General features: G+C 68.8%; 17 protein-coding genes and 1 riboswitch. Of the genes, 7 read left to right on the top strand and 10 right to left on the bottom strand.

The genetic code is table 11. The features are described from left to right. Positions 1 to 65 precede the first annotated feature (65 nt). From tilS to dacB, 3 genes are all read right to left on the bottom strand, one after another. Positions 66 to 1,082: a tRNA lysidine(34) synthetase TilS gene (gene tilS / locus ACQPW1_RS03220; RefSeq protein WP_433661291.1), complete on the bottom strand. Its 1,017-nt coding sequence runs from the start codon at positions 1,080 to 1,082 to the stop codon at positions 66 to 68. A 63-nt stretch (positions 1,083 to 1,145) separates the two neighbouring features. Continuing rightward, positions 1,146 to 2,276, bottom strand: a complete 1,131-nt coding sequence (locus ACQPW1_RS03215) for a zinc-dependent metalloprotease (protein WP_433661290.1) — start codon at positions 2,274 to 2,276, stop codon at positions 1,146 to 1,148. A 13-nt stretch (positions 2,277 to 2,289) separates the two neighbouring features. Beyond that, positions 2,290 to 3,729: a D-alanyl-D-alanine carboxypeptidase/D-alanyl-D-alanine endopeptidase gene (gene dacB, locus ACQPW1_RS03210; protein WP_433665119.1), complete on the bottom strand. Its 1,440-nt coding sequence runs from the start codon at positions 3,727 to 3,729 to the stop codon at positions 2,290 to 2,292. A gap of 173 nt (positions 3,730 to 3,902) precedes the next feature. On the opposite strand from dacB, the gene ACQPW1_RS03205 reads away from it, so the two are divergent. Further along, complete coding sequence (locus tag ACQPW1_RS03205) at positions 3,903 to 4,394, top strand: inorganic diphosphatase (protein ID WP_433661289.1); 492 nt, start codon at positions 3,903 to 3,905, stop codon at positions 4,392 to 4,394. Between the two features lie 55 nt (positions 4,395 to 4,449). Here the strand turns inward: ACQPW1_RS03205 and ACQPW1_RS03200 are convergent, their stop codons facing one another. After that, positions 4,450 to 7,512, bottom strand: a complete 3,063-nt coding sequence (locus tag ACQPW1_RS03200) for an AfsR/SARP family transcriptional regulator (RefSeq protein ID WP_433661288.1) — start codon at positions 7,510 to 7,512, stop codon at positions 4,450 to 4,452. A gap of 469 nt (positions 7,513 to 7,981) precedes the next feature. Between ACQPW1_RS03200 and ACQPW1_RS03195 the strand changes: the two genes are divergently transcribed. Beyond that, a complete protein-coding gene (locus ACQPW1_RS03195; protein ID WP_433661287.1) occupies positions 7,982 to 9,172 on the top strand; it encodes a serine hydrolase domain-containing protein in 1,191 nt (396 codons plus the stop codon). 88 nt (positions 9,173 to 9,260) lie between these two features. After that, on the top strand, positions 9,261 to 10,763 hold the full coding sequence (locus ACQPW1_RS03190) for an alpha/beta fold hydrolase (protein WP_433665118.1): 1,503 nt from the start codon (positions 9,261 to 9,263) through the stop codon (positions 10,761 to 10,763). A gap of 41 nt (positions 10,764 to 10,804) precedes the next feature. On the opposite strand, the gene ACQPW1_RS03185 is transcribed toward ACQPW1_RS03190, so the two are convergent. The 5 genes from ACQPW1_RS03185 to ACQPW1_RS03165 form a co-directional block, all read right to left on the bottom strand. After that, positions 10,805 to 11,449: a response regulator gene (locus ACQPW1_RS03185; RefSeq protein WP_433661286.1), complete on the bottom strand. Its 645-nt coding sequence runs from the start codon at positions 11,447 to 11,449 to the stop codon at positions 10,805 to 10,807. Beyond that, positions 11,437 to 12,684: a sensor histidine kinase gene (locus tag ACQPW1_RS03180; RefSeq protein ID WP_433661285.1), complete on the bottom strand. Its 1,248-nt coding sequence runs from the start codon at positions 12,682 to 12,684 to the stop codon at positions 11,437 to 11,439. Before ACQPW1_RS03180 ends, ACQPW1_RS03185 begins: the two co-directional genes overlap by 13 nt. A 76-nt stretch (positions 12,685 to 12,760) precedes the next feature. Continuing rightward, positions 12,761 to 14,569 carry an MDR family MFS transporter gene (locus ACQPW1_RS03175; RefSeq protein WP_433661284.1) on the bottom strand — a complete coding sequence of 603 codons (1,809 nt, stop codon included), beginning with the start codon at positions 14,567 to 14,569 and terminating at the stop codon, positions 12,761 to 12,763. Continuing rightward, a complete protein-coding gene (locus ACQPW1_RS03170) occupies positions 14,556 to 15,071 on the bottom strand; it encodes a MarR family winged helix-turn-helix transcriptional regulator (protein ID WP_433661283.1) in 516 nt (171 codons plus the stop codon). Before ACQPW1_RS03170 ends, ACQPW1_RS03175 begins: the two co-directional genes overlap by 14 nt. An 89-nt stretch (positions 15,072 to 15,160) precedes the next feature. Then, positions 15,161 to 15,982 (bottom strand): crotonase/enoyl-CoA hydratase family protein, encoded by an 822-nt coding sequence (locus ACQPW1_RS03165; protein ID WP_433661282.1) that lies wholly within the window; start codon positions 15,980 to 15,982, stop codon positions 15,161 to 15,163. A 346-nt stretch (positions 15,983 to 16,328) separates the two neighbouring features. Here ACQPW1_RS03165 and ACQPW1_RS03160 point away from each other — a divergent pair, with 346 nt between their 5' ends. The 3 genes from ACQPW1_RS03160 (at position 16,329) to ACQPW1_RS03150 (ending at position 17,913) form a co-directional block, all read left to right on the top strand. Then, positions 16,329 to 16,649, top strand: a complete 321-nt coding sequence (locus tag ACQPW1_RS03160) for a 2-oxo-4-hydroxy-4-carboxy-5-ureidoimidazoline decarboxylase (RefSeq protein ID WP_433661281.1) — start codon at positions 16,329 to 16,331, stop codon at positions 16,647 to 16,649. Between the two features lie 52 nt (positions 16,650 to 16,701). Then, positions 16,702 to 17,178, top strand: coding sequence for a YbaK/EbsC family protein (locus tag ACQPW1_RS03155; protein WP_433661280.1), 477 nt, complete (start codon positions 16,702 to 16,704; stop codon positions 17,176 to 17,178). A gap of 183 nt (positions 17,179 to 17,361) precedes the next feature. Further along, on the top strand, positions 17,362 to 17,913 hold the full coding sequence (locus ACQPW1_RS03150) for a flavin reductase family protein (RefSeq protein WP_433661279.1): 552 nt from the start codon (positions 17,362 to 17,364) through the stop codon (positions 17,911 to 17,913). Between the two features lie 40 nt (positions 17,914 to 17,953). Here ACQPW1_RS03150 and ACQPW1_RS03145 read toward each other — a convergent pair whose 3' ends face one another. After that, complete coding sequence (locus ACQPW1_RS03145) at positions 17,954 to 19,273, bottom strand: aminotransferase class V-fold PLP-dependent enzyme (protein WP_433661278.1); 1,320 nt, start codon at positions 19,271 to 19,273, stop codon at positions 17,954 to 17,956. 46 nt (positions 19,274 to 19,319) lie between these two features. Continuing rightward, a riboswitch (SAM riboswitch) is annotated at positions 19,320 to 19,433 on the bottom strand. Between the two features lie 149 nt (positions 19,434 to 19,582). Between ACQPW1_RS03145 and ACQPW1_RS03140 the strand changes: the two genes are divergently transcribed. Further along, positions 19,583 to 20,230 (top strand): LysE family translocator, encoded by a 648-nt coding sequence (locus ACQPW1_RS03140; protein ID WP_433661277.1) that lies wholly within the window; start codon positions 19,583 to 19,585, stop codon positions 20,228 to 20,230. Positions 20,231 to 20,560 lie beyond the last annotated feature (330 nt).

Raw genomic sequence — 20,560 nt, 5'->3', positions numbered from 1 at the left:
CATCAGCCGCTGCGCAGACGCAGTAACACTGGCGGCGTTCCCTGGCCCTGCGTGGTCACGCTTCGCTACCGCCTTCGGGCCTGACGCTCACGCCGCAGTGTCAGCCTGCCATGTTCACGCGCCGCGACCAACCTGCTCCCCGCGCGCCCGCCACCCACCGCGATCCCACCCTGCCCACGCCAATCGGTGATCAGCTCATCCACCGCATGTAAATGCTTGCCGGTCAGCGCTTTCGCCCCGCCCGCGAGCAGCCACGCCCGGATCGCCCGGCGGCGCAACGCGGCGGGCGCAGTGGCGAGCGTCTCGATCGACAACGTCTCCCCATCACTCGCGGTGTGCAGCAGCTCACCCGCGAGCGCGTCGAGCACCGCGCCGTCCTCGCGCAGCTGATCGGCGGTCCGCGCGAGCGCCGCGGCGACCCCGCCACCGAGCACGTCCTCCAGCAGCGGCAACACCTCGGTGCGCAATCGAACCCTGGTGAACTCGGGCGCCGCGTTGTGCGGATCTTCGTACGGTGACACCGCCAGGTCCGCACACAACTGCCGCGTCACCGCCCGCCGCACTCCGAGCAGCGGACGACCCCAAGGCTCGGCCCATGCGGCCATCCCGTGAATCGAACGCCCGCCGGACCCGCGCGCCAGCCCGAGCAACACGGTTTCGGCCTGATCATCGAGGGTGTGCCCGAGCAGAACCGGCAGCCCACCCCGCGCCTCGTCCAACGCCGCATAGCGAGCACGCCGAGCGGCCGCCTCCATTCCCCCGTTGCCCTCGACCTGCACCGCGATCACCCGAGCCGACCGACATCCGAGCGCGAGCGCCGCCGCAGCAGCATCCGCGGCAACCACTTCGGAGCCAGCTTGCAATTGGTGGTCGATCACTAGGGCGTCGACCGCTCCCACCTCGACAACGGCCGCAGCGGTGAGAGCCAACGAATCCGCCCCGCCGGACAGCGCGACCGCTGTCTCAGCGCCGCCACCCGGCGCGTACGAGACAACCCAGTCCCGGACAGCGCGCCGCACCGCCAGCACCGCCGCCGTCTCCGGCAACCGACGCGGCTCAGCTACCGGTCCACGCGAACCCATAACCGGAGCGTACCGACCCCACCTGAACGGCTTCGAGGAGTCGATCGGTGCACGATCGCGGTGCTAGCCGAGGACGCGGGTGACCCAGCGTTCGGGGGTCTCGATTTCGTCTGTGCGGGGCAGGGTTTCGGCGTTGGTCCAGATGGTGTTGAAACGTTCCATGCCGACCCGGCCTACGACGTCGTCCACGAATGCCTTGCCACGGACGTACTGCGCGACCTTCGCGTCCACCCCGAGCAGTGCGCGCATGATCCGCTGCAACGGGTTGGTCGGACGCTTACGCCGCTGGTCGAACGCGGAGCGAATCTGTTCGACCGAGGGAACGACGGCGGGCCCAACGGCGTCCATGACGTGATCGGCGTGCCCTTCCAGCAGCGTGCCGAGCATGAGCAGCCGATCGAGAGCCTCGCGCTGCGGCGGAGCCTGAGTGGCCCGCAGTAGGCCGACCACGCCACGAGCAGCAGGATCGTCGGGGGTTGTCCCGCGACGTCGATCGCGGACTTCCTCCAGCAATCGGGACAGCATCTCGTTGAGCGGCTCGTCGCCGACGTCACCGAGCACCTCGACATTGGCGCGCATGTAATCGGCCAGCCACGGTGCCGAGGAGAACTGCACCCGGTGCGTCACCTCGTGCAAGCAGACCCAGAGCCGGAAGTCGCTCGGCGAGACGCCTAGCGCGCGCTCCACCGCCATGATGTTCGGCGCGACGAGCAGCAGCGTGCCGTCCGGCCCGGTGAACGGGTCGTACTGGCCGAGGATCGCGGTGGACAGGAACGCGAGCATCGCGCCCGCCTGCACGCCCGCCGGTTTGCCTTGCAGCAGCCCGCGGTCGCCGGTGTCGCCGCCGGTGCCGGTCAGCTGGGCCATCGAGTCGGCGGCCGCCTCGATCCAGCCGGGCCGGTCGACGATCCGGGCGGCGGGCACCGGCTGGTCGTCGAGCAGCCCGCTCACTTCCCGGACCGGTCCCTCGGCCCGCTCGGAAGCGACGGCCAATTCGGCGACGACCTGCTCGGCCGAGTAGCGCGAGGTGCGCGGGCCGGACGGCACCAGGGCGGCGCCGGTCTTGGCGGCCAGCTTCCAGTCGACGGCACCGGAGAACCCCGAGCGGGCCTTGGACTTCTCGACCACACCGTTGGCGGCGGGCTCGACCGAACCCGTGCCGGTATCAGCTGGGTCGGAACTTTCTCCGTGCATTGTCAACCACCCGTCACGAGCATCCACAGTTGCGTAGCGTGCCTGCGATCGCGTCCAATGCGGGCCTGCTCACCTCCGGCGGTCGATCGTTCGACATCAACGCGAAGGTCAGCACCCGCCCATCGGCGTCGAGCACATACCCGACCAACGCGCTGGACACCGACAGAGTTCCGGTCTTGGCCCGGACGAACCCGGCGCCCTGCCGATTGTTTGCGACATAGCGGCTGGTCAACGAGCCGGTCGCGCCCGCGATCGGCAGGTCGTCCAGCAGCGGCGCCAAAGTCGATGCGAGCCGGTCGTTTTCGGGCCGCGCCATGGTGTTGGCGGGCTGCACCGCCGTCGACGCGCTCGGCTTGGCCGCCGTCGCGACGACCCGGTCGAGCAGCTTGGCCGGAATGCGGTCGTCCACCGACAACCCGCTGTTGTCGTGCATATCCAGCCCGGCCAGGTCGAAGCCCGCCTTGCCGAGCGCGGTGCTCACCGCGGTCACCGCCCCGGTGAACGAGGCCTCGCCGCCGGTCGCGACGGAGATCTCGCGCCCGACCGCCTCGGCGAGGATGTTGTCGGAGTAGACCATCATGTCGCGCAGCCGGTCGCGCAGCGGCGCGGACTGCACGCTCGCCACCTCGGCGGCGGCGGGCGCCGCATTGCCGATGCGCACGCGGGCGGGGTCGAGACCGAGCTCGGTGGCCAGCCTGCGCCCGGCATCGAGCGCGGGCGTCGGGGTGCGCGGCGAGTACTCGACCAGCGGTTGCAGTCGGCCGCCGTCGATCATCACCGACTCCATCGGCGCGATCGAGCCGTCGTGGATGTCGATCGGGTCCCAGCCCTTCGCCATGCTCGGCCCGGTGTAGGCCGAGGTGTCGACCACGATCGTGTCGACGGCCCGGCCCGAGTTCTTGATCTGGGCGACCAGGTCGGACACCCGCGCACCCTTCGGGTAGTAGCCCTTGCCCTCCGGCTCGGCGGTGAGCGTCGGATCGCCGCCGCCGACCAGCACCAGCTCGTTCGGCGCGGCGCCCGCGACCACCTTGGTGATCAGCCGATGGTCGTCCGGCAGCGTCAGCAGCGCGGCGGCCGTGGTCAGGATCTTCGCGGTCGACGATGGAATCATCGGCCGGGTCGGGTCGCCGCTCCACAGCACCGTCGCGCTGTCGGCGTCGGTGACCTGCCCGGCGAAGGCGCCGAGATCGGGATTGCCGATGACCGCGGCGAGCGCGGCGGCCACCCCGGCCGGGCTCGGCGCTGGCGCGTTCGACGGCGCGGGCGCGACCTGTGGGTACGGGCGGACCGGTGCGGGCGGCGCGGCCGTGCTCAGCCCGCCGTGCCGGAATTCGTCGGTCCACGGCTTCACCGTGAGCAGCACGCCACCACCCGCCGCGAGGACGACGGCGAGCGTGACGCCGAGTCCGATCCAGATGTTGCGGCGCCGCCGGGCAGCCAAGCCACCGATGTTCTTACCAACCACAGCCCGCAGCTCTCCTCGACTGATTTCCGCAGCAGCCGCCTGCCGCACCCATGTCCCCGCCGACCACACTATCCTCGTTGCGCAACCGTTCCCCCGAACAACCTGGCGAGTCGGCAGTCGTGACTGCTCATGCTCATAGATGCACCGAAGGAGATGGCGTGGAGTTCGACGTCACCATCGAGATCCCCAAGGGCTCTCGGAACAAGTACGAGGTCGATCACGAGACCGGACGGGTCCGGCTCGATCGGCACCTCTACACGTCCATGGTCTACCCCGCCGACTACGGCTACATCGAGAACACCCTCGGCGAGGACGGTGACCCGCTGGACGCGCTGGTCCTGCTGCCCGAGTCGGTGTTCCCCGGCTGCCTCATCGAGGTGCGCCCGGTGGCGATGTACAAGATGGTCGACGAGGCAGGCGGCGACGACAAGGTGCTGTGCGTGCCGGCCGGCGATCCCCGCTGGGAGCACATCCAGGACCTGAAGGATGTGCCCGAGTTCGAGCTGGCCGCGATCAAGCACTTCTTCGAGCGCTACAAGGATCTCGAGCCCGGCAAGTTCGTCAAGGGCTCCGAGTGGGTCGGCCGCACCGAGGCCGAGACCGAGGTGACCGCCTCGATCCAGCGGCTGAAGGACAACGGCGGCCACTGAGCCTGCTTTCGACAACGAAAGCGGGAAGTCCATTCGGGCTTCCCGCTTTTCGTAGTTATCCGGCGCCCGGGCCGCTGGCGCGGCGCTGATTACGTTCGGCGATCACCTGGTCGAGGTGCTCGCCGAGCAGCGCCAGGATCGGCGCCTCCACCTCGCCGTTGAGCCGCTCGTGGGTGAAGTGCGCGTCCTCCATCAACGCGAAAGCCTCTGCCGCCGAACGGTATACGCAATACGCCTGATGGGTCCGGCCGACCGCCTGCAGGATCAGCCCGTGCATCACCAGCACCCGGGCCCTGGACAGCGGCCCGATCGCGCGGTTGAGCATCCGGATCGCCGCGTCGGCGATCGGTTCGGCCTCGACCAGCTCCCCGGCCATCATGTGCACGTGTGCCAGCCGCGCCAGCGCCCAGCCTTCGCGCAGTTCCACCCCGCTGAGCCGGGCCAGCTGGACCGACTCGCGGCACAGCTCGATGGCGTGCCGATGGTCGCCCTGGTATCCGCGACTCGCGCCGAGCTCGTGTGTCGCCATCGCCTCCAGCGCGGCGTTGCCGACCTTGGCGGCCAGGGTCTTCGCCTCGGTGGCCCGCTCCTGGGACTCGGTGTATTTGCCTGCGTCCGAGAGGGTTTTGGCCATGTGCACCAGGCTGGCGCATTCGACCGCGGGGTCCTCCACCCGCCGGGCCAGCCGGATCGCGCGTTGCGCGTGCGCGATCGAGGCCGCCGTCTCGCTGCCCATCCTGGTCGACGAGGCGAGCAGCTGCCCGGCGAACGCGATCAGCCGGACGTCACTGGCCGAGGCCGGTGACAGGGACAGCGCGACGCGCACGTGATCGCGGCCTTGGCGCAGCGTGCCGAGGGAGTAGCTGTAGATCGTGCCGAGGGTCACCCGGACCCGGCATTCGGCGCGACGGTCCCCGGCCCGCACGGTCGAGTCGAGCAGCTTGTTCAGCGCCCGCGACAGTTCCTGGCAGTGCGGCCCGCCGTCGATCAATTCCGCGCTGGCCCAGGCGATATCGGCGGCGAGCGCGAGCGCGGGACCGCCCACCCGTGCGGTCTGCTCGTAAATCGAGATCAGGTTCGGTCGCTCGATATCCAGCCAGTATTGTGCGGCGATACTGTCGGTGAAGGACAGCCCGGCAGCGGCGGTGTCTACCAGGTGTTCCGGTAGTCGTGACCCCGGATTGCACACCGCCATCAGGTTTTTCATGGTAGCCAGATAGAAGTCGAGCAGCCGGATCAGCACGCCGGACACCGGCTCGGTGGCGTCGTGGCCGAGGTGCAGTTCGCGCGCGAACAGGCGGGGCAGATCGTGGTAGGTGTAGCGCCCGGACGCGCTGGTCTCCATCAGGTTCAGGTCGACGAGCGACTCGCAGAGTTCCTCGACCAGCATCCGATCCGAGCCGAGGATCGCGGCCGCGCCGTCCAGGGAGATCTCCGCGACCTCCGGCACCGCCAACATCCGAAAGGCCCTGGCCTGTGCGCAATCGAGCTGGTCGTAGCTGAGCCGGAACGCCGCCTCGACCGCGAGGTCGCCGCTGCGCAGGGTGCCGAGCCGTTGCTTCTCGTCCTCCAGCCGCTCGGCCAGGCTGCTGATGCTCCAGCTCGGCCGGGCCGCCAGCCGCGCGCCGACGATCCGGACGGCCAGCGGCAGCCCGCCGCACGCGGTGAGCACGCTGTCCACCGCGCCGGGTTCGGCGGCGACGCGACGCAACCCCGCGATCCCGGCGAGCAGGGTGCGCGCCTCGGGTCGGGCAAGCACATCGAGTCGTACGCCGAGAACACCAACCACGCAGGGTAATTCGGGCATGGACGAGCGGCTGGTGATGAGCACCGCAGAGCCCGGCGTGCCGGGGATCAGCGGGGCCACCTGGTCGCTGTCGCGCGCGTTGTCCAGCACGACGAGCACCCGCTTGCCGTCGAGGAAGCTGCGGAACTGGGCCGAGCGCTCGGCGAGCGTCGGCGCGATCTCGCCCTCCGGAATGCCGAGGGCGCGCAGGAAATCGCCGAGCGTGTCGGCGGCCGGGGTGCCGGAGCGGCAGCCAGGACCGCGACCACGGGCCTGCGCGAAGCCGTGCATATCGACGTGCAGTTGGCCGTCCGGGAACCGGTCCCGGACGCGATGGCCGACGTGTACCGCCAACGCGCTCTTGCCGATTCCGCCCATGCCGCCGATCACGCACACCGGCACCGCGAAACCGTCCGTGCGGGTGAGCCATTCGCTGATCCGCCGGACCGTATCGGTGCGGCCGGTGAAGTCGACGACGTCGGCGGGCAGCTGCGCGACCCGGCCCACCGTGCGGCGCGGCGGCCGCACGATCACCGCCGCGTTCTCGGTATCTCGTTGTGGCGCACGCAGATCCGCCCGCAGGATGCGCTGGTGCAGTTCGGCGAGCTGCTGTCCGGGTTCGATGCCGAGCCGTTCGATGAGCACCTTGCGGGTGTCGGCGTACACCGCGAGCGCCTCGGCCTGCCTGCCCGCGTGGTACATAGCGGTCATCAGCAGGCCGCGCAGCTGCTCGCGCATCGGGTGCTCGCCGCACAGCGGGGTCAGCTCCGCGATCACCTCCGGATAGCGGCCGAGGCGCAGGTCCAGCTCGATCCGCTGTTCCAGCAGCGCGACCCGCCGTTCGATCAGCTGGGTACGCTGCCGATCCGCGAACGGACCCGGCAGCCCGGCCAGCGGCGTGCCCGACCAGAGCCGCAGCGCGGCATCGAGTCGTTCGCGGACCAGCTCGACCGCGTGCGCGGGCTCCGTGCCGATCCGTTCCGGCTGGACCTCGAGCAGCATGTCCTCGACCGTCTCCACGTCGACCACGCCCGGCGGCAGCCGCAGCGCGTAGCCGCCGCCGAACCCGACGAGCACCGTGGCGGGCGCGCCGGACGCGCGGTCCGGCTCGAGTGCCCGGCGCAGATGCAGGATGTGGTTGCGCAGCGCGCCGATCGCACTCGGCGTCGGATGCTCGCCCCAGACGCCGTCGATGAGTTCCGGCACCGTCGCCGAACGTCCGCTGCGCAGCAACAAAGCTGCCAGCAAGGCTCGGCGCTGCTTGGAGCCGAGATCGAGCTCCAGCTCATCACGCCACGCACGCACCTCGCCGAGTACAGCGAACTTCAGCATTCGGTCCTCTCTCCGACCGTCGATCGTTCGACAGTGAACGTAGACAATCGTCCGACGTCTCCGGCCACCTTGCCCCTACTAAGTCTCCGATGAGCCAATGATGAACTCACGTCATAGATCAGACATCCAACCAATGGTTTGGTGAGTTTTTCGTGACGGCCAATTGATCCGGCCCTGGTATGGACCGGAAAGGGGACACCCGACTCGGCCAGGCGTCCCCTTTCGGCAGCTCGGGATCGGTAGAAGATGTACAGATCCCAGTCACCGTATGTTTGCACGCACTCTGAGCGGTCGCCACTCATTGCGCACCGGACTGCCGTGGTGGTGCTAGCTACACCACGCAAGGCCAGCAGGCGATACCCGGTATTCGGGTGCGCGTGGCATGGGCGGGACGGGTGCCGATTCCTAGGCTCGAAAGCGTCGGGGATGCACCCATGCCTCCGGCTCGAACAGGAGGAAATCACTGCTCATGAACCCATTTCGGCGTAACTCCGGGAAAGCGGCCCTGGCGGCCGTAGCGGTCGGCGCGGTGCTCGCCGCGTCCGCGTGTGGCGGTGCGACGTCGGAGGGTACGTCGGATACTTCGGCGAAAACGGCACCGCCCGCCGTCGCCACCGCGATGGATAGCGTGGTGCGCAACGGTTTTCCCGGTGTGCAGGTGGTGATCGACGGACCCGGCGGGCATCGCACCTTCACCGCGGGAGTCGGCGACCGGGACACCGGCGCACCGTTCCCGGACGACGGTCGCGTCCGAATCGGTAGCAACACAAAGACATTCGTGTCGACAGTGATCATGCAGTTGGTCGCCGAGGGCAAGGTGGAACTGGACGCGCCGATCGAGCGGTACCTGCCCGGGGTGGTACAGGGCAATGGCAACGACGGCAACCGGATCTCGGTGCGCCAGCTGTTGCAGCACACCAGCGGCATTCCGGACTACCTCGGCCACGGCAGCGCCGACGGCGTCCAGCGGGATCATTCCGAACAGCTGAACCCGGACGACGAGGCCCTGCGGTGGCAGCACTTCGAGATGGCCGATCTGGTCCGCCGGGCGATGACGGCGCCGCCGAACTTCGAACCCGGCGCGAAAGCGGTGTACACCAACACCAACTACCTGGTGGCCGGCCTGCTGATCGAGCGGGTCACCGGCAATCCGGCCGCCGCCGAGATCGGCCGCCGGATCATCGAGCCGCTCGGTCTGCGCGATACCTACGTGCCCGCCGCGCGCGAAACGTCCATCCGCGGTTCGCATCCCAAGGGCTATCACGAGGTAGGCGGTAAGTCGGTCGATTTCACCGACCTCGACCCGTCCTGGGGTGGCACCGCAGGCGATATGGTCGCCACGCCGACCGATCTGAACCGGTTCTTCACCGCGCTGCTGGCCGGAAAGCTTTTGGCGCCTGCGCAATTGGCCGAGATGCAGCGCACCGTGCCGTTCGACCGGATGCCCGGCGCCGATTACGGTCTCGCCCTCATCCATCGGACCACGCCGTGCGGCAAAGAGGTGTGGGGCCACGGCGGCAGCATTCCCGGCTTCGAGACGCGCAACGGCGTGACCGCCGACGGCACCGCGGTGACCGTCACGGTGAACCAGCTGCCGACCAGCGAAGCGGGCGCCGAGGCGGTCAACAGCGTGCTCGATGCCGCCCTGTGCGCCTCGTGATCTGCCCACACACCAGTACCGCGATTCAGTGCCGCCGCTCCGATATCGGTTGCGGCCGAATGACTTTCGAGGAGTAACAGTGAGACGTATGAAAGGGCTGACGGTCGCCTTGGCCGGTCTGGTGGCCTGTGCCGGTCTGATCGGCTGCGCCGGACCCGAGGCCGAGGCGCAACCGGAAACCCCTGCACCGGACCGCTTCTACAGCCAGCAGCTGGATTGGCAGGCCTGCGGAGATCCGAAACTGGACGAGGCGGGCGCGCAGTGCGCGAACGTCAGCGTGCCGCTGAATTACGCTGAGCCGCAAGGCGCCACCCTTACCGTGGCGATATCCCGGCTCGCCGCCACCGATCCCGCACAGAAGCGCGGCGTCATGCTGTCCAACCCCGGCGGGCCCGGCGGCGCGGGCCTGGACTTCATGGTCGACGTCAGCAAGGCGATGACCCCCGACGTGCGGGCTCGCTACGACCTGATCGGCATGGACCCGCGCGGCGTCGGCCGCTCCTCCCCCATCAAGTGCCACTGGCCGGTCGGCGTCGGGTTGCAGTCGGCAGGTGTCGATGCGGCAGGGTTCGCGGAATCGGTTGTGGCGCAGGGTGATCTGGCCGCTCGCTGCGTGGCGACGGAGGCGGCTCGGCTGCCCTACATCACCACCCGCAACACCGCGCGGGACATGGACGTGATCCGCGGCATCTTCGGCGTCGACCGAATCAGTTTCTACGGCACCTCGTACGGCACCTACCTAGGCGCGGTGTTCACCCAGATGTTCCCCGAACGCAGCGACCGATTCGTGCTGGACAGCGCGGCGGATCCGGACAACTACGGGACGGTCGGCATGATGCAGGCGATGGGACCCGCCAACGAGGCCGCGCTCGATCTCTGGGCGGATTGGGTCGCGGCGCGCGACGGCGAGTACCACTTCGGTACCAGCCGGGCCCAGGTCCGCGGCGCGGTGCAGGACCTCATCCGAGAGGCTGCGGACAAGCCGATCCGGTTGGGCGAGTACGAGATCGACGATCATTGGCTGCCACTGGTGCTGTTCGTCGGGCTGGACAGCCCGCAGCAGTACGGCATGCTCGCCGGTCAGATCCGGACGATCGCCGACGCGGCCGCAGGCAAGCCGGTCGAGCTGGACAAGACGTTGGACGCGACCCTCGGGTACGCGTTGAAGGCGCGGCCGGAAGACAACTCGTCGCAGATGGCCATCATGTGCGGCGATGTGGCCACACCGCGGGATCCTGAATTCTATTGGCGCAACATCGAAGCCGCCCGCCCCGCTCAACCGGTGTTCGGCGCGTTCACCAACAACATCACACCGTGCGCGTTCTGGGCCCCGCCCGCCGAACCCACTACCGTGGTGCGCAATTCGGTGCCTGCCCAGATCGTGCAGTCCACCGGTGACACCCGCACCGCCTACGACGGCGCGGTCAACCTGCACAAGGAGCTAAGCGCGTCCCGCTTGGTCACCCTCCAGGATGTCCCGATCCACTGGATCTTCGGGCGCTACCAGAATGCTTGCACGTACTCGGCGGTGAACACCTACTTCCGGGACGGCACCATGCCCGCCACCGATATCACCTGCCACGCGGACTGACCACAGCGCGTAAAGGCCTGATCCCCAACGGGTTCAGGCCTTCACGCGTTCAAGTAGGCCAGCACGGCGAGCACCCGACGATGGCCGACGTCCTCGGTGGACAGTCCGAGTTTGGCGAAGATGCTCCGAATGTGTTTGTGCACAGCGCCTTCGCTGACCACCAGCCGCTCGGCGATGGTCGCGTTGTTGTGGCCCTCGGCCATCAGCGCGAGCACCTCACGCTCGCGGGCGGTCAGCGCCGCCAACGGGTCATCGGCTTTACGCCGCACCAGCAGTTGCGAAATCACCTCGGGATCCATCGCGGTGCCGCCCGCGGCGACCCGGCGCAACGAATCGAGGAAGCGATCGACCTTGCCGACCCGCTCCTTGAGCAGATAGCCGACCCCGCCCGCGCCGTCGCCGAGCAGTTCGGCGGCATAGCTGTCCTCGACCCACGACGACAACACCAGTACCGGCAGGCCGGGATGCAGTTTCCGGGCGCTGACGGCCGCGCGCAGGCCGTCGTCGGTGAACGTCGGCGGCAACCGGATGTCGACGACCACCGCGTCCGGCCGGTCCGCGGCCACCGCGACGAGGAAGTCGTCGGCGTTGTCCACGGCGGCGACCACCTCGATGCCCGCGGTACTCAGCAACAGCACGAGACCCTCGCGCAGGAGGGTGTCGTCCTCGGCGATCATGACCCGCACGGCAACTCCACCCGCAACACAGTAGGGCCACCGGGCGGACTGGTCAGCACCATGCTGCCGTCGAGCGCCTCGGCCCGGCGCCGGATACCGGCCAGACCGCCGCCGTAGGTCTCCACGGCACCGCCGACGCCGTCGTCGCGGATCTCGATCCGCAGCAGCTCGGGCGGACCGCCGAGCACCAGGGAAATGCCTTCGGCGCCTGAATGTTTGGTGGCGTTGGTGAGGGCCTCGGTGATGACGAAGTAGGCCGCCGCCTCCACCGCCGCGGGCCGCCTGCCCACCTCGCTCGAGTCGAGCACACACGGGATCGGGCTGCGCGCGGCGATCGCCGAGATCGCGCTCACCAGCCCGCGATCGGAGAGCACCGGCGGATACACGTTGCGGACCACGTCACGCAGTTCGGCGAGCGCGGCCGTCGCGGTGTCCTGCGCCTTGCGGACCAGGCCCTGCGCCGCCTCGGGATCCTGTTCGCGCAGTTGGTCGGCCAGGCCGAGCTGCATGATCACCGCCGCGATCCTGGCCTGCGCGCCGTCGTGCAGGTCGCGCTCGATCCGGCGCAGTTCCGCGCCGTGCGCGTCCAGCGCGGCACCCCTGGTCGCGGTCAGCGCGGCGACCCGATCGGCGAGCACGACCCCCTCGCCGGGACCGAGCAGGGCACGAGCCAGCAGGGCCTGCCAGCGCGCCACGACCGGAATCTGCAACGTCAGGAGGCCGACCGGGAACGCGATCAAGAAGCTGAGCAGCGCGGTCGGCCACGAGTTGACCTCGAAACCGAAACTGGTCAGCTCGCCTTCTGGAACGTGCTGCCAGATCGCCGGGGTCGCCAGCTGAACGAGCGTGCTGACGGGGAACGCGAGGGCGAAGACCGCGACGAACATCCCGGTCACCGCTTGCGCGACCAGCCAGGCGAAGTCGCGGCGATTGGCCGGATCGGTGAACACCGTCGCCACCCGCTGCCACAGCCCACCCGTGAAGGGTTGATAGACCTCGACGATCGGCTCGCCGAGTTGCTTTGCCGCCCTGCGCCGTTCGAACGACACCAACGGCCGGACCACCCGAATCGCCTCGGGCAAAGCCGGAATTCCGACGCCGATCAAGCAGAACGCGGCGACGATCAGCAGGCCGATCACCGCGAACAGTGCGACCACCGACGTCACGCCGCCGACCACCAGGTACCCGATCGCACCCGGCAGCCGCCAAACTCTGTCGCGCACCGTGCGCAGGATCGCCTTCACCCTGATGATGCTGTCAGAGCGGTCGCCACCGCACCCGAGTCCCTCATCGACCCGGGCGCGGTGGGACCGGATTCGGTCACGCCGAACCGGCGCCGTCCGTCGATCTACCCGCGGCACCGTCGCGCTGACCGCTCCCGTTCGGCGGGCTCACCGCCTCGCCACCGCCGAGCAGCAGCCCGGCCTGATCCACCACGCGGGCCTCGGCGTCGAGCGCCGAGTTCGACTCGCCGGCCGCCGCGTCCTTCGCCGCCTGGATGCCGCTGACCATCCGCAACGGCACCTCACGCCAGAACAGCACCAGGATCAGCGCGATCAGCGCGATACCGGTCGCCGACAGGAACACCGTCGACATGGACTCCGCGAAGCCGACCTTGAACGGGCGGGCCAGATCCGGGCTCAGCTGCTGGATGATCGAGCTGTCCTTCAACACGTTGCCCGCGGCCGAAGTGTCTTGCGCGAGCAAGCCTTTCGCCAACGCGGCATCGGCGGGGTTGCTGCTCTGCGCGCCCTCGACCACCGCGTGCTGGAACTGCGGATCGGCTGCCGCACTGCGCATCTCGTCGGAGATGTTCGGCGTCAGCTGCGCGAACAGGATGGAGAGGAACACCGCGACACCGAGCGTGCCGCCGATCTGCCGGAAGAAGGTGGCGGCCGCGGTGGACACGCCCATGTCCTTGGGCGGCAACGCGTTCTGCAGCGCCAGCGTGAGCGGCTGCATCAGGTTGCCGAGCCCGAATCCGGTGCACGCCATGAAGACCATCGCGAGCCACAGCGGGGTATCGGCGGTCAGGAAGTGCAGCAGGAACAGGCCGAGCGTCAGCATGGACGCGCCGATGATGGTGAAGCTGCGGTAGCGGCCGGTCCGCGAGATCAGCTGGCCGGACACCACGGAACCGGTCATCAGGCCGAGCACCATCGGCAGCATCTGCAGACCCGCCAGCGTCGGGCTCGCGCCGCGCACCACCTGCAGGTACTGCGGCAGCAGCGAGATGCCACCGAACATGCCCGCGCCGACCACGAACGAGATCACCACGCCGAGCGCGAAGGTCTTGTTCTTGAAGATCCGCAGCGGGATCAGCGCGGCATCGCGCAGCCCCTTCTCGACCAGCACGAACCCGATGATGCCGAGCACGCCGATCACGTAGCAGGTGATGGAACGGCCACTGGCCCAACCCCATTCGCGGCCCTGCTCGGCCACGATGAGCAGCGGGACGAGGCCGACCGCCAGCACGAACACACCCCACCAGTCCACCCGGTCGGTGGAATGCGGCCGCTTCGGCAGCTTCAGCACCCGGTACACCACCGCCAGCGCGATCAGGCCGATCGGCACGTTCACCAGGAACACCCAGCGCCAGCCGCTGACCCCGAGGATGGTGTCCTGCCCGGCCAGCACGCCGCCGAGCACCGGGCCGATCACGCTCGAGGTACCGAACACGGCCAGGAAGTACCCCTGGTACTTGGCGCGTTCGCGCGGCCCGACGATATCGCCGAGGATGGTCAGCGCCAGCGACATCAACCCGCCCGCGCCGATGCCCTGCACGGCGCGGAACGCCGCCAGCTCGTACATCGACTGGGAGATCGTGCACAGCAGCGAACCCACGATGAAGATCGCGATGGCCAGCATGAAGAACTGCTTGCGGCCGAACATGTCGGACAACTTGCCGTACAGCGGTGTCGCCAGCGTCGCGGTGATCAGGTAGGCGGTGGTCGCCCACGCCTGCAGCGAGTAGCCGTTGAGGTCGTCGGCGATGGTGCGGATCGCGGTGGACACGATGGTCTGGTCCAGTGCCGCGAGCAGCATCCCGAGCATCAACCCGCTCAGGATCACCAGGATCTGTCGATGGGTGAATGCGGGTGGTGCCTCCACCTTCTCAGCTGTCGTCACGTATGTTCTCCGTCCCAGTAAAGGTCTGATCCCAATTGCGGCGCATCGCTGCGATCATCTCGGGTCTGGTGCGCTCGAAGTCGTCGACGAACTGCTCGAGCAGCTGGGCGAAATCGGCCCGGGATTGCGGGGCCCAATCGGCCATCACCCGGGTCAGGTTCTCGTTGCGACGCCTCCGGACTTCCTCGGCGACAGCGCGGCCACGTTCGGTGACGACGAGCACGGTGGCCCGGCCGTCCGCCGGGTCGGCCTGCCGCTCGACCAGTTGCTTGGCGACCAGCTGAGCCACCTGACGACTGACCGTCGACGCGTCCGAGTGCAACGCACCGGCCAGCGCGCCCGATCGCATCGGTCCGTCACAGCACAGCCGAAGCAGCGTGCCGAATGCGGCGGGCTCGAGACCGTCCTTGGTCCACGTACCGATCTGGGCCGCGGTGCGGTCCCGGATCCGCTGCAATCGGGTGAGCTGCATCGCGATCGTGTCGATCGTTTGCTCGTCCAAACCCTAAACCTTTGCTTGCATCAATCAATTAGTTGCGCGATGCAAGTATGCGGACGAGCCGCCTACTGGGGCAAGTGATTTACGGGCCTTTACTTGCCCTTGAACTCCGGTGCCCGCTTCTCGAACACCGCTTTGATCGCCTCGGTGAGGTCTTCCGACGGCAGGAACGCGGAGTTCCACGCGGACACGTAGCGCAGCCCGGCGGCCACCTGATCCTTGTTCCGCTGATCCAGCACGTCCTTCACACCCTGCACCACCAGCGGCGGGTTGGTGGCGATTTCGCGTGCCGTGGCGTGTGCCGCGTCCAGTGCCGCTTCCTGATCCGCGAAAACGTCGTTGACCAGGCCGATCTTCTCCGCCCGCGCCGCGTCGATGTCCTTGCCGGTGTACGCGAGTTCGCGCAGCTGGCCCTCGCCGATGATGCCCGGCAGCCGATGCAGCGAGCCGATGTCGGCGACGATCGCGACCTTCGCCTCGCGCAGGCTGAACTTCGCCTCCGCACTGGCGTAGCGGATGTCGACGGCGGCGATCAGGTCGAGCCCGCCGCCGATGCACCAGCCCGAGATCGCCGCGATCACCGGCTTGCGGCAGTCCGCCACCGCGGTCACCGACGCCTGCATCTTGCGCAGCTCGACCAGGAACTCGGTGCGCGGCGCGGCAAACGCCTTGTCGGCCATCAGCGGACCGAACGTGCCCGCCATCGCGGGCAGATCGAGGCCATAGGAGAAGTGCTTGCCCGAGCCGGTCAGCACGATCGCGCGCACTTCGGGGTCGGCGTCGAGCCCCTGGAAGATCTCCGGCAGCTCCCGCCAGAAGTCGGGGCCCATCGCATTGCCCTTGCCGGGACCCGTCAATGTCACCTGCGCGACGTGGTCCTTCGTTTCTACGGTGAAAGCCTGCCAATCAGTCATTTGTACAGCGTATCGAGAAGGGCCGAGACGGACACTGCGCATCCCGGAACCGTCGGTAAACACCCATGTGGTGCCGTCGCCGCACATCCGAACCACCACAGCGCGAGGTCTGCGAGCGCCGTTCGTGGCCCGTCTCGCGTCCGAGCGGTCGAAGCGCATGCGCCGCAGGCGCGAGTCTCGACCGCTCGGACGCGAGACTCCGGGGGCCACGAACACGCCGCGCCCGCGCGGCCAAAGACACGTGTAAACCCTGCGCAAAATCGGTGCGGCGCACTAGGTCCCACCTAGCGCTCGAGCGGATCATGGAGACAGTCAGCAAACCTCAATCCTCGATTCGGAGGCCATCATGCTGATGCATCAAGGAATCGGTCTCGAGCGGTTCAACGAAATCTCCCGCGCCCGTGCGATACACGTCCTCTTCTCCTGCTGCTCCAATGTCACCTGGTCCGCCAAGCTCGCGGACGCGCGGCCCTATCCGGACCGGGACGCGCTGCTGGCCAAGGCCGATGTCGAGTTGCTCGCGTTGTCGCAGGGTGATCTGGATCGGGCGTTCGAAGCAGTTGCGCACGAACAGGTCTCGGACGGCAGCGTGACCGAGCTCGCGCGGATCGCGCGGGGCCGCATCGCGCGGATGCTCGGGCCGATCGAGGGCTATCCGGAATACTGACGCATTCTCGAGTAGCTCGGCGCACCATCCGCAATCGCTCTACTCTGGTGGCATGCGCAGGTCGACATTGCCACCGATCGCCTGCCGAGTCGCGGACACCCTCATCGCCCGAGGCCATCACGGTGTCATCGTGACCCAGCCGGCACCAACGCCCACTGTCGCGGATGCGGCGCGAACGCTCGGTGTCGAGGTGGGCGCCATCACCACCTCGCTGGTGTTCCTGCTGGACGAGGATCCGGTGCTGCTGCTGGTCTCCGGCGTGCACGAGGTCGATCTCGAGTCCACCGGAAAACGCCTGGAGGGCACGCTCACTCCGGCGCCCGTCGAGATGGTGCGCGAGGTGACCGGGCAGCCGGTCGGCGGCGTCGCCCCGGTCGGCCACCCCACCAACCTGCCCACCTGGGTAGACACCGCGCTCTCGAATCACCGCGAGGTGTGGGCCGCGGGCGGTCACCCGAACACGGTCTTCCGCACGTCATTTCATGAGCTGGTCCGCATCACCGCAGGCTTGCCGATAGACGTCGACTGATCACGCATCTGTGGCAGCTGGTCTTTTACCCGTCAGTTCCACTGATCTCGCGAGCACATGGGTAACTCACCGGGCACGGGCTAACCCAACCCACGTCGATCCCGCCGGTCGCCAACGTCACTCGCCCCGCGCCTAGGTCTGGCCTGAATACGCGGAGAGGCGGGGGAGCGTAGTTTTGGACGCGTGACCGAAGCAGAACGGCCCGCCACGGATTTCCAGATCCCTGATGATCTGAGCGGGATCACCGCCGAGCAGTTCCGCGCATCGATGCGCCACTATCCGGCGGGCGTCACGGTTGTCACGCTGAACTCACCGAACGGCCCGATCGGCTTCACCGCGACGTCCTTCGCGTCCCTGTCGCTGGCGCCGCCGCTCGTCTCCTTCAACATCGCGCACACCTCGTCGAGCCTCGCCGCGCTGCTCGATGCCGACTCGGTCGTCATCCACTTCCTCGGCGAACACCAGCACGACCTGGCCCAGCGCTTCGCCCGCACCGCCGCGGACCGCTTCACCGACCGGTCCCTGTGGACCACCCTCGACACCGGCGAACCCGTCCTGCACGGCACCCCCATCTGGCTCCGCGCCACCATCCACCAACTGATCCCCCTCGGCGACCACACCCTCGTCGTCGGCTTGGTGACCCGAGTCCACGACAACACCAACGAAACCCCCGCCGCCGCCCCGCTCCTCTACTACAACGGCCGCTACCACCGCCCCACCAAACTCGGCGACTGACAGACGCGGCCACCCCGACGGGGCGACCGCGATCGCTCGACTAGCCGACGAGGCAGGGGGCGGCGCCGGTCGGGGCCTGGGACGTGAAGGGGCGGGTTTCGGGGGCCGGGTTCCAGAGGCCCTGGGTGGTGGCGTAGTTCCAGGCCGGGCCGGTGCCGACGAGGGTGGCGATGGCTTGGATCAGGCGGTCTACATCGGCGGGGGTGGTGCCGAGGCCGATGCTGGCGCGGAGAGCGCCGTCGAGTTCTAGGCGGGCGAGCAGGGGGTGCGCGCAGAAGCGGCCGTCGCGGACACCGATGCCGTGTTCGGCGGAGAGGTAGGCGGCGACGTGGCCGGGGACGAAGCCGTCCAGGGTGAAGGCGACGATGCCGACGGTGTCGGGGGCGTCGGTCCAGATGCGCAGCAGGTTGACGCCGGGGATGGCGGCGAGGCCGTCGCGCAGGCGGTCGGCGAGCTGATGTTCGTGGGCTGCGAGGGTGTCGGCGTCGATCTCGCTGAGGGCGTCACAGGCGGCGGCGAGCGCGGCGGCGCCGAGCACGTTGGGCGAACCGCCCTCGTGCCGCTGCGGGGCGGGCGCCCACTCGGCACCGGTGGTGGTGACCTCGCGGACCGCGCCGCCACCGGCCAGGTACGGCTCCGCGTTGTCGAGCCAGTCACGGCGGCCGACCAGCACGCCCGCGCCGAACGGCGCGTACAGCTTGTGGCCGGAGAACGCGAGGTAGTCGATGCCGGTGTCGCGCAGGCTGATTCGCCGATGCGGCGCGAGCTGCGCGGCGTCGACGAGGATGCGGGCGCCGCACTGGTGGGCGATGGTGGCCAGGCGCTCCAGCGGCAGCACCTCGCCGGTCACGTTGGACGCGCCGGTGACCGCGAGCAGCGCGGCGGGCTTGCTACACAGCTCGGCGACGAGCCGCCCGATGGTCTCCTCGACGGTGGCCGCGGCCTGCACGACGCGGCGGCCGTGCCTGGTCCACGGCAGGAAGTTGGCGTGATGCTCGATGTCGAGCACCACGGTGTCGCCGGGCACACAGGACGCGAGCAGGTTCAGCGAGTCGGTGGTGTTGCGGGTGAACACCACCACCTGGTCGTCGGCCGCGTCGAGGAAGCGGGTCACCGAACCGCGGGCCGCCTCGTAGCACTCGGTGGAGATCCGCGAGGCGTAGCCGGCGCCGCGGTGCACGCTCGCGTAGAACGGCAGCAGCTGCTGCACCCGGTCGGTGACCTGGGCCAATGCGGGGGCGCTCGCGGCGTAGTCGAAGTTGGCGTAGGTGGTCGTCCCGCCCTGGACGAGCGGTACCTGGAGGTCGTCACCGGAAACCCTGGCGAGGGGGGCACAGGTCTGGGTGGCCACAGCAGTCATCACGAAATCCCGTCGGCTCTGGGACTCGTGATCAGAAGATTCGTCGAGTCCGCGCTTGCCGCACCCGGTCGGGCGTCGGCCTGGTCGTCACCCGGAGCACCCCACCGCGGAGGAGGGTTGCCGACCAGCAAGCCGGGGCTGAACGCTGGTACTCATGACCTGACCCGAGATTGGCAGATGTCCCCCGGCCCTGTCAACTGGTCCGCGACGCCGCGTGTTCGCCCGGAAAACCCGTCCGCGCTGGTCACCCGCGGCGGGCGCGGGTGGAAATCCGTTGCTTATCCGGCGACTTTGCGGTCACATCATGAGGTGTCACTTTCGCTCCTGATCAGCTTCATCGGCCTGTGCGTCCTGCTGGCGCTCACCCCGGGCCCGGATTCGTTTCTCGTGCTGCGGTTCTCGCTGGTAGACGCCCGACCGGGGATCGCGGCGGCGATCGGGTCGGCGCTGGGCGGGATCCTGTGGGCGGTGGTGGTCGCGGCCGGTGTCGCCGCGGTGCTGGAGCAGTCGGCGACCGCGTACCGCGCGCTCAAGGTGGTCGGCGGAATCTACTTGGTGTACTTGGGTATCCGCGCGCTGCTCGATCAGCGGCGGCAGCGCAGGGCGGGGCTGGCGGCCGAGGGCGCCGAGGGCCTCGCGCAGGCGGGCGGCGGCACCCGCGTATCGGTTCGCTCGGCGTTCACCGCGGGCGTTTTCTCGTGCATGTTCAACCCGAAAGTCGGCCTGTTCTATCTCGCCGTGCTGCCCCAGTTCCTGACCGAGGTCACCTTCGCCAACACCCTCGCGCTCGGCGCCGTCGAATCGACCATTGCCGCGGTAGCGATGGTGCTCCTGGCCCTGGCCGCGTCCCGCGCGGTCGCGCTGCTGCGCCGCCCGAAGATCCGGGATCGGCTCGAACAGGCCAGCGCCGCCATCCTGACCGCCCTCGGCATCGGCACCGCCGCCTCCGCGGCCTGATCGATTCCGCTCGAAACGCCCTGAGCTGCAAGATCACCAGGTCGATGTGGGGAATCACACCGGCCTGAGCGGATCGACGCAGCGATCACCTGGCGAACCCGCCGGGCAACCCGCCCACCAGGGGTTGCTTCGGCGCGTCCGGCGGAAATCGCCACGACCTGCAACAACCCCGCCTGCGGCCGGAAGACCGGCAACCGCGCCGGTGAACAACAAACGTCGACAACCCCGAGTACCGTGGACAACTGGTCACCGTGGTGTTTGCCCACTGGTAACCCAGCTATGACACAAACAACAGGGAAGTGCGAGGCAGGTCGAATGGGAGGTGGGCAG

The organism is Nocardia sp. CA-128927, from assembly GCF_050955855.1.
Classification (GTDB): Bacteria; Actinomycetota; Actinomycetes; order Mycobacteriales; family Mycobacteriaceae; genus Nocardia.
This window is presented reverse-complemented; position numbering and strand designations above follow the sequence as displayed.